At 63.5% G+C, this 12,870-nt stretch carries 18 protein-coding genes; 8 read left to right on the top strand and 10 right to left on the bottom strand.

Annotation, left to right across the window (positions count from 1 at the left end):
* Positions 1–7 precede the first annotated feature (7 nt).
* Both KUV49_RS07900 and KUV49_RS07895 read right to left on the bottom strand, forming a co-directional pair.
* Positions 8–220 carry a DUF2945 domain-containing protein gene (locus KUV49_RS07900; protein ID WP_222449476.1) on the bottom strand — a complete coding sequence of 71 codons (213 nt, stop codon included), beginning with the start codon at positions 218–220 and terminating at the stop codon, positions 8–10.
* A gap of 1 nt (position 221) precedes the next feature.
* Positions 222–485, bottom strand: coding sequence for a Rho termination factor (locus KUV49_RS07895; RefSeq protein ID WP_222449475.1), 264 nt, complete (start codon positions 483–485; stop codon positions 222–224).
* Between the two features lie 112 nt (positions 486–597).
* Here KUV49_RS07895 and KUV49_RS07890 point away from each other — a divergent pair, with 112 nt between their 5' ends.
* Positions 598–1,431 carry a formate/nitrite transporter family protein gene (locus KUV49_RS07890; RefSeq protein ID WP_222449474.1) on the top strand — a complete coding sequence of 278 codons (834 nt, stop codon included), beginning with the start codon at positions 598–600 and terminating at the stop codon, positions 1,429–1,431.
* Between the two features lie 77 nt (positions 1,432–1,508).
* On the opposite strand, the gene KUV49_RS07885 is transcribed toward KUV49_RS07890, so the two are convergent.
* From KUV49_RS07885 to KUV49_RS07870, 4 genes are all read right to left on the bottom strand, one after another.
* Positions 1,509–1,802: a hypothetical protein gene (locus KUV49_RS07885; RefSeq protein WP_222449473.1), complete on the bottom strand. Its 294-nt coding sequence runs from the start codon at positions 1,800–1,802 to the stop codon at positions 1,509–1,511.
* 294 nt (positions 1,803–2,096) lie between these two features.
* Positions 2,097–2,300 (bottom strand): hypothetical protein, encoded by a 204-nt coding sequence (locus KUV49_RS07880; RefSeq protein WP_222449471.1) that lies wholly within the window; start codon positions 2,298–2,300, stop codon positions 2,097–2,099.
* Positions 2,301–2,373: 73 nt separating this feature from the next.
* Positions 2,374–3,348, bottom strand: a complete 975-nt coding sequence (locus KUV49_RS07875; RefSeq protein WP_315899486.1) for a DNA topoisomerase IB — start codon at positions 3,346–3,348, stop codon at positions 2,374–2,376.
* Between the two features lie 19 nt (positions 3,349–3,367).
* A complete protein-coding gene (locus KUV49_RS07870) occupies positions 3,368–4,096 on the bottom strand; it encodes a Crp/Fnr family transcriptional regulator (RefSeq protein WP_222449470.1) in 729 nt (242 codons plus the stop codon).
* Positions 4,097–4,173: 77 nt separating this feature from the next.
* Here KUV49_RS07870 and KUV49_RS07865 point away from each other — a divergent pair, with 77 nt between their 5' ends.
* Positions 4,174–4,563, top strand: a complete 390-nt coding sequence (locus tag KUV49_RS07865) for a hypothetical protein (RefSeq protein WP_222449469.1) — start codon at positions 4,174–4,176, stop codon at positions 4,561–4,563.
* A 93-nt stretch (positions 4,564–4,656) separates the two neighbouring features.
* Entirely contained in the window at positions 4,657–4,827 is a 171-nt protein-coding gene (locus tag KUV49_RS07860) for a DUF1328 domain-containing protein (protein ID WP_152496193.1), read from the top strand.
* A 130-nt stretch (positions 4,828–4,957) separates the two neighbouring features.
* On the opposite strand, the gene KUV49_RS07855 is transcribed toward KUV49_RS07860, so the two are convergent.
* Positions 4,958–5,767, bottom strand: a complete 810-nt coding sequence (locus tag KUV49_RS07855; protein WP_152496194.1) for a response regulator — start codon at positions 5,765–5,767, stop codon at positions 4,958–4,960.
* A gap of 123 nt (positions 5,768–5,890) precedes the next feature.
* Between KUV49_RS07855 and KUV49_RS07850 the strand changes: the two genes are divergently transcribed.
* The 5 genes from KUV49_RS07850 (at position 5,891) to KUV49_RS07830 (ending at position 10,117) form a co-directional block, all read left to right on the top strand.
* Entirely contained in the window at positions 5,891–6,040 is a 150-nt protein-coding gene (locus KUV49_RS07850; RefSeq protein WP_315899485.1) for a NepR family anti-sigma factor, read from the top strand.
* Positions 6,037–6,585 (top strand): RNA polymerase sigma factor, encoded by a 549-nt coding sequence (locus KUV49_RS07845; RefSeq protein ID WP_152491682.1) that lies wholly within the window; start codon positions 6,037–6,039, stop codon positions 6,583–6,585. Before KUV49_RS07850 ends, KUV49_RS07845 begins: the two co-directional genes overlap by 4 nt.
* On the top strand, positions 6,578–8,317 hold the full coding sequence (locus KUV49_RS07840; RefSeq protein WP_222449468.1) for a sensor histidine kinase: 1,740 nt from the start codon (positions 6,578–6,580) through the stop codon (positions 8,315–8,317). The genes KUV49_RS07845 and KUV49_RS07840 overlap by 8 nt, the downstream gene beginning before the upstream one ends.
* The gene (locus KUV49_RS07835) at positions 8,314–9,804 is read left to right on the top strand and encodes a phospholipase D family protein (RefSeq protein WP_315899484.1); all 1,491 of its coding nucleotides are present in this window, start codon (positions 8,314–8,316) and stop codon (positions 9,802–9,804) included. Before KUV49_RS07840 ends, KUV49_RS07835 begins: the two co-directional genes overlap by 4 nt.
* A 115-nt stretch (positions 9,805–9,919) precedes the next feature.
* On the top strand, positions 9,920–10,117 hold the full coding sequence (locus tag KUV49_RS07830) for a CsbD family protein (RefSeq protein WP_152496197.1): 198 nt from the start codon (positions 9,920–9,922) through the stop codon (positions 10,115–10,117).
* 46 nt (positions 10,118–10,163) lie between these two features.
* On the opposite strand, the gene KUV49_RS07825 is transcribed toward KUV49_RS07830, so the two are convergent.
* The 3 genes from KUV49_RS07825 to KUV49_RS07815 are packed head-to-tail and all read right to left on the bottom strand — an operon-like array spanning position 10,164 to position 12,861.
* Positions 10,164–10,877, bottom strand: a complete 714-nt coding sequence (locus KUV49_RS07825; RefSeq protein WP_222449467.1) for a gamma-glutamyl-gamma-aminobutyrate hydrolase family protein — start codon at positions 10,875–10,877, stop codon at positions 10,164–10,166.
* On the bottom strand, positions 10,874–11,848 hold the full coding sequence (locus KUV49_RS07820) for an amidoligase family protein (protein ID WP_222449466.1): 975 nt from the start codon (positions 11,846–11,848) through the stop codon (positions 10,874–10,876). The genes KUV49_RS07825 and KUV49_RS07820 overlap by 4 nt, the downstream gene beginning before the upstream one ends.
* Positions 11,845–12,861 (bottom strand): AI-2E family transporter, encoded by a 1,017-nt coding sequence (locus tag KUV49_RS07815; protein ID WP_222449465.1) that lies wholly within the window; start codon positions 12,859–12,861, stop codon positions 11,845–11,847. Before KUV49_RS07815 ends, KUV49_RS07820 begins: the two co-directional genes overlap by 4 nt.
* Between the last annotated feature and the right edge of the window lie 9 nt (positions 12,862–12,870).

The raw sequence follows: 12,870 nt of genomic DNA, 5'->3' as shown, positions 1-12,870 counted from the left end.
GTTTGTTTCAGGCTTTGCGGATTTCGCTGGCACTTTTCAGCACCTCGTCGCCGTCTTCCTGTTCGATCAGGTACGCCGGGCAGTCGTCGTCGGCGTCCCGCGTGATCTCGGATCCCTTGATCTTCACGGTCGTCTTCTGGGTGTAGACCTTCCTGACCTCACCTTGGCCGGAGCCGTTGCCCCAGTCCCACTTGACCGTATCGCCCTGAGAAATCGCCATCTCAGTCACGCCTCAGCGCATCGATCAGCTCTTCCCTGGTCATGTCCGACCGACCTTCGATGCCGACGTTCTGGGCCTGATCGTAAAGCTCGGCTTTCGACCATTCCTCATATGGCGGCGCCTTGCCGCCTTTCTTCGACGGGGCCATGTCGTCATTGGCCTGGGCATTGGCGATCCGCGCGGACTTGGACTTGCTGTAGCCCTTGTCGCGCAGCGCCTCGTAAGTGTCTTCGTCCTTGATGGACGAACCGTTCGACTGTGCCATGACGGTCTCTCCGAATTATGCTGGGGATAAAACGTCGCGCAGCCCTATTTGTTCCCGCACGCGCGGTGTAACCGCGATATGTGCAGGCAAAGTGCGATGACCGGAGTGGGTAATGTCGAAGACCGATAACGATCTGATCAAGCAGGAAAAGGAAAAGGAAGCCGTAGAAGAGGCCGCGGCCCTGTCGCCCCGCCTGATCTTCGAGTCGATCCGCCGCAACGGCGAGGAAGAGCTGGAGCGCCCGATGACTGCCCTGTGGTTCTCGGGCATCGCTGCCGGTCTTCTGATTTCCTTTTCGGTCCTGACCGAGGCATTGCTGCGCGCCCACCTGCCCGATGCGCAATGGGCCTACATCGTCGAGAATTTCGGCTATTCGCTGGGCTTCGTGCTGGTCATCATGGCGCGCCTGCAACTCTTCACGGAAAACACCATCACCACGGTCGTTCCCGTCATGATCGACCCGTGCGCCCACACCATAGGCCGCACCGCCCGGCTGTGGAGCGCGGTTCTGGTGGCCAACATCGTCGGCGCCTTCATCGCCGCCGCGTTCTTTGCCTACGGCGGCGTGCTGACAGAGCCGGTCGCGGCCGCCTTCGGCGAACTCAGCGAACACGCCACCAGCTTTCCTGCGTTCGAAGGCTTCATGCGCGGTATTCCCGCCGGCGTGCTGATCGCCGCGATCGTCTGGATGCTGCCCTCGTCCAAGCGCAACGAGATCGGGCTGATCGTGCTCTTCACCTGGCTCATCGCGCTCGGCGACTTCACCCATGTCATCGCCGGATCCGTCGAAATGGCCTACCTCATGGTCCAGGGCCAGCTCGCGGTCGGCCCCGCCGTCCTGGATTTCTTCCTGCCCGTCCTGCTTGGCAACGTGGTGGGCGGCACGATGATCTTCACCGTTCTGACCTACGCCCAGGTCATGCCGGAAGTAGAAGAACAGCGCTGAGAACGCCGCGCATGAAAAAAGCGCGCGCCCGGGCTACGGGCACGCGCATGTCGGACGCTCAGTTCCAGCGATTTCGTTTAGTCGAGCGAAGCCAGATCGACCTGTGCCTCGCCTTCGTCCAGCGGGCCGCCGTGAATGTCGACATCACGCAGCGCGTTGTTCCGATCGAGAACGGTGTGAACGCTCAGTACCTTGTTGCCATGGCTTTTCGCCGGGTCGTCCATGATGGTCCGAAGCTCGGCGCGGGCCTCGTCGTCCAGCGCGGCCACGTCCACCGCAACCACGTAGTTCTTCAACTCGTCCGCCAGTGATCCAGCGGTCGCGGTCACGGGCAGCGTTCCCATCAGTACGGCAAGTGCAAAGCGTTTCATCGTTACTCCCCTCTCATAAGGTTCATCCTGTAAACGACTGAAATCAATTACGGTTCCCAGAAAATAAAGCACCGCAGTCTGGGACGGACTGCGGTGCTGGGCGCGTCGGGCGCGCCGCGCTGACAGGGGACGGGGATGCAGTCAGCGCTATGTCTTGGCGTCAGTCGCGCGGTCCGCGCGCTCTTGCCGTTTCATTCTGTTCTTCGACGCGATGCCGAAGGCGACGAGTACAAGGTTCAGAGCCACGAACAGACCCGGCACGATGATGTCTGCCGCGGTGCCGGTCTGCACCGCTCAATTGGTGTCCTCGGCGGCTGCAGGTTCCTCGCTGGTCGCTGCAGGTGCAGAGGCACCCTCATCTGTCGGGTCGTCGCTGGTTGCGAAAATGTAGAACAGCCCGAACAGGATCGCGGCGAACGCAACCACCAGCAACATGCCGCCAAGCGGACCGATGTGGCGTTTCTTCTGCGTTTCCAGATTTGTTTCGGGTGCTGACATATCGTCTCCTATTCCGTCTCGTTTCACTGGCCCAACGCTGCCGCTGGTGCGCGGTTCCGAAAAAACTTGGCGATCACGAAAGAAACTTGATCAGCGCCTCCTCGCCGCGCCGAAACCCGTCCCGCGCGGTCTCGATCGGCGGCAATTTCCGCTTGCGCGCGCCCGTGTCCGACCGCGCCAGATCCAGCACATCGGGGTGAACGTAACTCTTCTGCGCGATGGCGGGTGTGTTGTGCAGCCGCTCCGAGGCGGCCCCGGCCAGCATCTTGATGCTGATCTCCTCGGCGTCCTCCGCCGCCAGGAACGCCGCCAGCGTGCCATGCCAGGTGCGCAGCGTCTTGGCCGTGGCGCGCGTCTCGCACAGCGCCTCCAGGCGCGCGTTCAGTTGCTCGGACGACACCGCGCGCGCGTTTCCCTCCTCGTCCACCCACGACACCAGCGATGGCCCGGGCAGGTCCTGGCACGCTTCCAGCACCTTGGCCAGCTTGGTGCCTCTCAGGGTCTTTTCGACCGGCTTTCCGCCCTTCCCCTTGAACGACAGCTCGACCGAGTCCCCCTCGATGCTCATGTGGCGCGCCTGCAACGTGGTCGCGCCGTAGGTCCGGTTCTCGTCCGCATAGCTCTTCGCGCCGGGCCGCAACGCCGCCCGGTCGATCAGCGCAAGCGCCGCGGCCACCGCCATGTCCTCGCTGCCCACGTCGCCCGACAGGTTGTGATCTATCCAGCGCCGCAGACGCGGCAGGCTACGCGCGAACGTGCCCAGGCCGTCGAACTTGGTCTGCGACCGCTGCGCCGACCAGTCAGGGTGATACCTGTATTGCTTGCGCGTCCGCGCGTCACGCCCGGTGGCCAGCAGATGCGCGTTGGCCATCGGGGCCATCCACACATCCGTATAGGCCGGCGGCACCGCCAGCGCCTTCAGTTCGCGCCGCTTCCTGGGGCAGTCGATGCGCGTGCCGTCCACGTTGATATACGAAAAACCCCGCCCCCGCTTCTCGCGGCGAATACCGGGGTTGCTGTCCGGGTAATAGACCAGCCGCTCTGCCACGGGCGATATCCTCCATCATTCAGATAAGAGGACGCGAAGAGATCGTATCGGGTTCCACGTTGCCCAGGCGGGCCAGTTCCTGTTCCTTGTGCACGACCAGGAAATCGTCCTGCCAGGTCGCCACACCCGCCTCTCGCAGACGCGTCAGGGTCTTGTTCGTATGCACCAGCGACAGGCCCACCGCATCGGCCAGATCCTGCTGGCGATAGGGCAGCGGGACACGGCCGTTCTTCATCATGTCCAGCGCCCGCAGCCGCTGGAAGAACCTGTAAAGCGCCCAGGCCACGCGCGTCACCCCGTTCATCTGCCCGATCGTGACCAGCGCCTCGCCCAGCATCTGCTCTTCCCGCGCGGCCAGGTGCGTCAGGTCGAACGCCCGCTTCGGTTGCGACTTGAACAGCCGCCAGAAGTCGGACCTGTTGAACACGCACAGCTTCATCGTCGTCGTGGCCTCGACCGAATGCTGCATTTCTCCCATGACGCCGCTCTGCAATCCGACAAAGTCGCCCGGCAGCACAAAGCCCACCACCTGCCGGCGGCCGTCTTCCATCGTCTTGTAGCGTATCCCCATCCCGCTCAGCGCGGTGTAGAGCTGCGTCGACGAGGCGCCTTCTGCCAGGATCTCGGTGCCCTGCTCGGCCGTCAGTTCGCCGGTCTTGAAACTTTTCATGAATTCAAGCTCTTCGTCCGACATCGGCCCGAACAGGTCAAGTTCTCTCAGCGGGCAGGTCGCGCAATCAACGGCCATCTTTTCCATCTATGTCGCAGTTTAATGTGGACGTCATGATTCTGTGCAATGATTGCCCAATACCGAGGGGGTAGTAAATGCAAAATACATCGCCGCGCGAGGACCTTGTGCTTGTGTCTTCACGTAAAACGCTCGAAGCCGCCGATCTGGCGGACTTCGCTCAGTCGCGCTCACTCGGAGAGGTGATCGTCGAGAGCGATACCGACCGTGCGCGTGTACTGCTCAGCGAAAGGCACTTTTCCTTCGCCTTCATCGGCCTGCCGGATACCGAGGATCGCGGCAACCTGCTGACGGCGCTCAGCGCCGAACGCACACACATCGTGCTGCTGGACGACAGCGGCGCCGCGGCGGGCTCCCCAAGCCTGCGTGTGGTGTCGCGGCCCTTCACGGACATCGATCTCGAAGGGGCAATTTCGGGCGGCATCACGGCCGTGGACGTGCAGGACCCGCAGCCGGACCCGCAATAGGCAACTCTCCTCCAACGCGCGAACATCCACCGGAACCCGCGCGCCGCTTGATCGTTATGGTCGCGTATCGACTGTAATCGAAGGATCGAGCAAATGTTTCATTGGGCCCTTATATTTCTGGTCGTAGCCTTCATCGCCGGCATTTTCGGCTTCGGCGGCATCGCGTCGGCTTCGGCCGGCATCGCTCAGGTGCTGTTCGTGATCTTCATGGTGCTCTTCGTGATTGCCCTGGTGGCGCGGGCTTTCAACCGCACCCACTGGTGACCCGCCCGCACCACCGACGCAGCGGCAGGGGCCGGCGACACCGCTGGCCCTTTTTCTTTGCAGCCCTGCCCGACGAAAAAAGCCCCGGCGCACGCCGGGGCTTTTTCAATGCAACGCGCTGACGCGGGCGTCAGGCCTTCAGCGTCTCGGTCGACGAAAAGAACATCGCCTGGCTCACCGCCGAGCGGACCTGGTCCGACTGGTACGGTTTCGGGATCAAAAATGCCGGCTCCGGCCCTTCGCCGGTCAGCAGGCGTTCGGGGAACGCCGTGATGAAGATGACGGGAACATCCGGCGCATTTTCCATGATGCCATTGACGGCGTCGATCCCGCTGGAACCGTCGGCCAGCTGGATGTCCGACAGGATCAGGTCGGGCGTTTCCTCGTTGAACAGCTTCAGCGCATCGGCCTCGGTGCGGGCGATGCCCGTCACGCGGTGCCCCATGTCGCCGACGATCCCCTCGAGGTCCATCGCGATGATCGCCTCGTCCTCGATGATCATCACGCGTCCCGACAGAACGCTCGACATCTCGTCATAGGCGATATCGACAAGCGACCGCGCCTCGTCTTCCGAAATGTCCATGATCACGGCCACTTCGGCAAAGCTGAACTCTTCGATCGTATGAAGCAGCAGAGCCTCGCGCGTGTTGGTCGTCAACTTCGCCAGGTGCGCCTGGGCTTTCGCCTGAAGCCCGGTCTCGTCGTCCGAAAACACCGCGCCTGACGTCGCCCAGATCGGTTGAAAAACCTTGAACAGGGCCGTCTTGGACGCGATCGAGGCGTCGAAAACGCTGGGATCGCTCAATACCGCTTCCAGCGCTGCCACCGCGTACTGATCGCCGCGTTCCTGCGAGCCGGTCAGTGCACGTGCATAACGGCGCAAATAAGGCAAATTTGCACCGATCTGTTCGCTAAGTTCCGCGGAGTTGGTTTCGCTCATTTGATAGCTTCCAGTTTTATTCTACTTTCATGGAACCCAACACGCATAGCGTGGTTAAGTTCCAGACACACTATACAAATGTGGCCAAAAGACAAAATGACTCGAGATAAACGGAATTCAAGAGTGCAAAATACCATCGACGAAAACCTCAAGCGCGCATTCGAGGATGTGGCCAGTGAGCCTTTGCCGTCCCGCTTCACTGACCTGCTGGAGCAGCTCAAGACGAGCGGGCACGGCGCGGACAAATCTTCCGGGACGGACGACAATTCATGAGCGACCCGCGCGAAGAACTGGTCGAACACCTCGGGCCGATGCGCGCGTTCGCCATGAGCCTGACGCGCAACTCCGCGCTGGCCGACGACATGGTGCAGGACGCCCTGGTCAAGGCCTGGACCAATATCGAAAAGTTTCAGCCCGGCACGAACATGCGCGCCTGGCTCTTTACAATTCTGCGTAACACGTATTATTCCCATCACCGCAAGGCGCGCCGCGAGGTGTCCGACACCGACGGCGAACTGGCTGCGTCGCTGGCGAAAAAGCCGGATCACGATGGCAGATTGCAGATGCGCGACTTTCACGTCGCCTTCGACAAGCTGCCCGACGAACAGCGCGAAGCCTTGGTGCTGGTCGGTGCCGGCGGCTTTTCCTACGAGGAAGCCGCGGAAACCTGCGGTGTCGCCGTGGGTACGATCAAGAGCCGTGTCAACCGCGCCCGTGCGCGACTGGTGGAATTGATGCATCTGGACGAGGATCAGGTACTCGAAACGACGGACGCGGTCACCGCGGGCATCGTATCGGCGAACAAAAGCGTTGCCTAAGAAGTCCAAAGCCCTCCTCGACGCATACGGAACGATGGTCAACCGGCTGTCGTTCCGTCTTTTTGCGTTGCTGGCGCTGGCGCTGTTCCCGCTCGGCGTCATCGCCGTCTATCAGACCGACCAGGTCCTGGACGAGACCGAGAACCTGCGCCGCAACGCGCTATTCTTCGAAACCACCTCGGCCGCCCGCGACGAACGCGAACTGATCCAGCAGACGCTCGGCTCTGCCGAAGGCCTGGCGGCGTTGTCGATCCTCGACGACGCCCCCGCCTGCCGCGAGGTCATGCGCGAATTCGCCGAAAGCAACGCCCACATCGCCTTTGCCGGCTACACCAAGCTTTCGGGCATCATGGAATGCGGCTCCGAGGGCGAAGAGGTGCGCGACTTCCGCACGCTCGAACGCCTGCAGCGAGCGCTCGACGCGGACGGTCCCAGTGTCTATGTGGCGCCCCTCGGCTCCATAAGCCAGCAACCCGTGCTGGTCGTGAACCATCCCGTCTATGTCGATCGCAGCCTGACGGGCATCGTCTCGCTGTCGGTGCCGCTGCGCCTGACCTACCAGCCGCTCACGTCGCCCCGGTACGACCATGAACTGCGCTTCGTCACCTTCACCAACGATGGCCAGACCATCTCCGCCAGCGGCGGCCGCGACAATGCCGAAGACATCCTGCCGCAGATGATCGACCCCAAGGATCTCACCCGCCATGTCGGCACCACCTTCACCGGCGAGGACGGCCTTGGCGAGGAACGCATCTACGCGGTGGCCAGCATCTTCCAGGACCAGGTCAGCGTCATCGCAAGCTGGCCCGCGCGCACCTCCGTCTGGGGCGGCGCATTTGCATACTACGTGCTGAATCTTCTGTTTCCCTTCGCGATCTGGGCGGCCGGGCTCGCCTTCGCCTGGTACGAACTGCGCCGCGTCGTGATCCGCCATGTCCGCGATCTGCGCTCGGCCATGCGCCGCTTCGCGCTGGGCCAGCGTGACGGCTTCCCCCTCCGGCTGGAAAACCCGCCCGAGGAATTTGCCGAGGCCGAACGCGCCTTCAACCGCATGGCGATCATCATCGCCGAATCCGAGGCGCGGCAGGACAAGGACCTGAAGGACAAGGAGGTGCTGCTGAAAGAGGTGCACCACCGCGTCAAGAACAACCTGCAAATGATCGCCTCGATCATGAACATGCAACTGCGCAGCGCCAAGACGCCCGAGGCCAAGTTCATGCTGGCCAGCCTGCAACGGCGGGTCAACGGCCTCGCCATGCTGCACCGCACGCTCTACACCACGCCCGACCTGCTGACGATCGAGGCCAACGAGCTGCTCGAGGCGGTCGTCACCGACATCTCCACCATGATGACCGTCCCCGGCATCAAGATCGAGCGCGAACTCGATGCGCTGCCGCTCTACCCCGACCAGGCGGTGCCGCTCTCGATGCTGCTTGCCGAGGCACTGACCAACGCGCTGAAATATGTCGGGGCGAAAAAGGATGAAACCCCGTCCGTCCGGGTTACGTTGAAAGAACAGTCCGGCGGGCAATATCAGCTCAGCGTCATCAACTCCAAGGGCCCGGTCATGCTTCGACCCATCCCCGAGGTCGAAACCATCAGCGGCCTTGGCACCAAGTTGATGAAGGCGTTTGTCAGCCAGCTTGACGGCCACCAGGAGGTGACGGAAGACGACGACCACTACGGTCTGCACGTCACGTTCGAACGAAAGGACTTCGAGTCGGCAACGTGATACAGAATGGCGACGATCCAGACTTCCAGGTGATGATAACCGCGCAGGAGGCGTGGCCCGTGTTCGAGCGCGCCGTGCTTGCTGCCAAGTCGCATATCTGGGGCTCCTTTCGCATCTTCGACCTGGCCACGCAGCTGCGCAGCCCGGAGGCCCGCGAAATCGGCGAGACGTGGTTCGACCTACTGGAACACGTCCTCTGCCGCGGCGTGCGCATCCACATCACCGTCAGTGATTTCGATCCGATCTTCGCCACCGAACTGCACCGCCTGACCTGGCGTACCGTGCGCCAGGCCGCCGCGCTGGCCGAAGTCTCCGATTGCTCGATCCACAATCTGCGTGTCACCCCGCACCTCCATCCGGCCAAGGCCGGGCGCCTGCCCTGGCTGGCCTTCCTGCCCGCTGTCCTGCGGCGCCGGTCCAAGCGGCTGATGGCGCTCAGCGACGACCAGAAACTGCGCGAGGCCGTGCGCCTGGATAACGGCGCCCTGCCCGAGCTGCACACCACGTCGCATCACCAGAAGATCGCCGTGATCGACGACGAGGTGGTCTACGTCGGCGGTCTCGACCTCAACGAACGGCGCTACGACACGCCCCAGCATGACCGGATCGCCGCCCATACCTGGTCCGACGTCCAGCTTCTGGTGCGCGGTCCCGAGGCGATCGAGGCGGCGCATCACGTCAAGACCTTCCTCACCAGCATCGACGCCTGCCGCAAGCCCGCGCCGATGAAATACATCCGGCGCACGCTCTCGGCCCCGCGTCCGACGCAGCTGCCCTACGTCTCGCCCAAGACCCTGCTGCACGAGATCGAAGAGGATCATGTCCGCGCTTTCAAGCGCGCCAAGGACATGGTCTATATCGAGACCCAGTATTTCCGCGCCCGCGGCCTGGCCCGGCGGCTGGCCAAGGAAGGGCGCCGGCGGCCCGACCTGCACGCCATCCTCATTCTGCCCGGTCTGCCCGACGAGGTCGCCTATTCCAGCGACATCGGCGTCGACGCCCGCTATGGCATGTCGCTTCAGCACGACGCGATCGAAATGGTGCGCGACAGCTTCGGCGACCGCATCATCGTCGCCACGCCGGTGCAGCCCCGGTTCGCCGCCCGCGACACGATCCAGACGCTCTCGGGCTCGCCGCTGATCCACGTCCACAACAAGATCCTCGTGCAGGACGACTCGTTCGCGCTGGTCGGATCGGCCAATCTCAACGGTCGTTCGCTCTACTGGGATACCGAGGCGGCGGTGCGCATCACCCGGCCCGAGCGCATCCAGACCCTGCGCGAACGGCTCATGGCGCACTGGTGGTTCGAGGACCTGCCGCCCGAGGCACGCGCCCATGACACCATGTTCCCCTGGTGGTCCAAGAAGATTGCCGAGAACAGCGTCATGACCCCCGAGAACCGTCACGGCTTCCTGGTCCAGCATGACAGCGCCCAATTGCGCGATACTTGGCTCAACCTGCCCGGCGTGACGGAAAATATCGTCTGACGGCGGCAACGGCTGGAACTCCGGCCAGCGGATTGCGTTTTCCCTATACAGACGAGATGACGGGCCGCCCCGCGGTGGGACGGCTCAAACCCCAAGGATTATTGGAGAATTCGAGATGGACCAAGATCGCATCGAAGGCAACTGGACCCAGATCAAAGGCAAGCTCCGCGAGATCTACGGCGACCTCAGCGACGACGACCTGGAAGAAGCGCGCGGCGAGCGCGAACAGATGATCGGCAAGCTGCAGGCCAAGGTCGGCAAGGACAAGGACGAGGTCCGCCGCGACGTGGACAAGATTCTCTCGGGCTACTGATCTGCCCGCGAACGACCCGGAAAGGGCGCCCTCGCGGCGCCCTTTTTCATGCGTCCTTCAAGACCGCCTCGACCTGCGCGCGTGACGCGCGATAGGCCCGTGCGGCCGCCACCAACGCCTTGAACAGCAGCCGCTGGCGCCTGGCGTAGAACAGGTGCTCGGGATGCCACTGCACCCCCACCGCGAACGGGTCCGTCGGGCGTTCTATCGCCTGGATCATGCCCCAGGTGTCGCGCGCCCCCACCCGCAATCCGCGCCCCAGGCTGTCGACGGCCTGCGTGTGCAGCGCGTTCACCCGCATCCGCTCAGGCCCGCAGATCCGCGCCAGAAGGGTGTCTTCCAGGACGTCCACATCGCGCTTTGGCAGGATCGTCTTGATCTTCTCCGCCTTGCCGAACGTCTGCCACGCATTCTGGTCAAGCGATCCGCCGAAGGCGACGTTCATCATCTGAGCGCCCCGGCAGATGCCCAGGACCGGCACCCCCTGTTCCAGCGCCTCGGTCGCCAGTCCGCGCTCCAGGTCGTCGCGGTCGCGATCCAGCTCCGCCGACAGGTTGATCGTGCCACCGTAAAGCTCCGGTCCCACGTCGTCCCCGCCGCCGATGATCAGGCCGTCGACCTCTTCCAGGTTCGCCGGACGTCCCACGCCCCAGCGCACCGCGCCGCCACCGGCCAGCCACAGGTTGAACCACACCAGCGGAAAGATCCGCCACCCCGACCGCTGCGAGGTCGTCACTGCAATGACCGGCTTTGTCGTCATGCGTCGTCGCGGCTCAGGATATCGCTGGCGACGCGCACCCATGCGCTGTCGCGGCGCAACACGCCGTGCGCCCGCTGTCGCTCGGTCCACGCCTCCTCCAACCGCTCCAGCCGATCCGACGCCGCCACCTCCTCGACCATGCGCCACATCTCCCACGGCTCCCGCAGCGACCAGCCCGGCTCGTTGATCCGGCTGTCCGGCAGGCGAAAGTGAAAGGCCGGCCGCGCCGTCGTGCTCTGCTCGTCGGGATAGCTCGCCTCGAACAGTTTCGGCCGGGCGTGTTTCAGAAGGGGTAGCAGGTCCAGCGCGTGGTTGCGGCTGCGCACATACGGGTCGATGAGGTCGATCAGCGCCGCCAGGCGATCCGGCTTCTCGTCGATCAGAAGATCCACCAGCGCCCTTGGCCAGGATGTCACGAAAGGCAGCACGCGGCGGGTCACGTCAATGCCCTTCTCGGCCCGCAGCACCGGGTCGAGCAGGGCGAAGGCCCGGACCGTGCGCATCGTGTGCGGGTCGGCCGGCGCCACCACCTCGGCGTTGAGATGCACGCCGAAGCCCAGGAACACCCCGTCCCGCGATCCGCTCGCGCCCGCCTCGCGCAGCACCGGCATGACCGTGTCGAACAGCGCCACCTGGTCGGGAAGCAACGGTTCAGTGACGATCTCGACCGGCACCAGCCCGCGCAGCAGGTCCTTCAGCCGACTTTGACTCTCCGCCCCCATCCCCGTCTTGCCAAGCACGGTGTCCAGCTCGACTTCCAGGTCGCCAAGCGCACCGCCGCGCACGAACAGCTGATGAGGGTTGCTGTCGTCAAGCTCTCCGCCGAAGGTCTCCTGCAGGATCGACGCGGCGCGGCGCTCGCTCAACCCCGAAAACTCCACCTCCACGCCGACACGCCGCGCCGCGCCTTGCGCGTTCTTCTCGATGGGCAGAGGCGAGAAATGATATGCGTCAGCGTCCTGACATGTCATGCAACCTGTTCCATCTTGTATTCGGACGCGGTCCCGCGCTTGGATTGCGCGGTGGTCAGGGCATAGGCCCAAATCACCACCGGCAGCGCAACGATACCGCCAAGCGGCCCCCAAAGCCACAGTCCGAATACGATGGACAGGAAAACGACAAGCGGATTGACCTTCAACTGTGCGCCCACCAGCGCGGGCGTCACGAACTGCGCCTCGATCGCGTTCAGCAACAGGAACGACGCCGGCGCCACCATCGCATAGGCCGAACTGAAGGCGATCAACCCCGCCAGCAGCAGCGACAGCATGATGGCCAGCGGCCCCAGGTACAGCACGAAGTTGGCCAGGAACGCGGCCGCCCCCCACAGCATAGGATTGGGCAACCCGATCAGCATCAGGACGCCGCACAGCGCGGTGCCAAGACCCAGGTTGATCAGCGTGATCGTCACGAAGTAATGCGACACGGCGCGGTCCGCTTGCTTCAACGCCACCCGGTACTGCGGCACCGCACTGTAGATATCGTCGCGGGTCAGCAGAAAGAAAAAGAGCGTACCCGAAAAGATCAGCAATTGGCCCAGAAGGTTCGGCGCCAGCCACAACGCTTCCGCAACCGATGGAATCGCCTTTTCGACCGCGTCCTCGCCCCCTTCGGAGATCGTCCGCTCAAGGTCGATCGTCATCCCGCCGAAACTGCGCAGCATGAACGTCAATTCGTTCATCCAGCCGCGAAACTGCTGCTGGATGCGCGGAACCTGTTCGATCAGTGCCGACAAGAGCGGCCCCAACGCGACAATCAGCATAAAGATCAGCGTTGCCGCCATGATCAGCGCAAGCGCCGCGCTGACAGAACGCGGCACGCCAAGGTCGTGAAGTCGACTGGCGACGGGCGACAGAACGACGCCCAGCACGATCGCGAACGTCGCCGGAGCCAGCAGGTTCTGCGCCTGTCTGGCCGCGGCGACGGCTGCGATGAAGGTCAGGATGACAAGGCAGGCGCGAACCAGCTTTGACGACGCATGATCCATGGCCACCTT

Source organism: Roseovarius atlanticus, from assembly GCF_019802205.1.
GTDB classification, from domain to species: domain Bacteria; phylum Pseudomonadota; class Alphaproteobacteria; order Rhodobacterales; family Rhodobacteraceae; genus Roseovarius; species Roseovarius atlanticus_A.
Note: the sequence above shows the minus strand (reverse complement) of the source record. Positions and strands in the feature narration are given on the sequence as shown.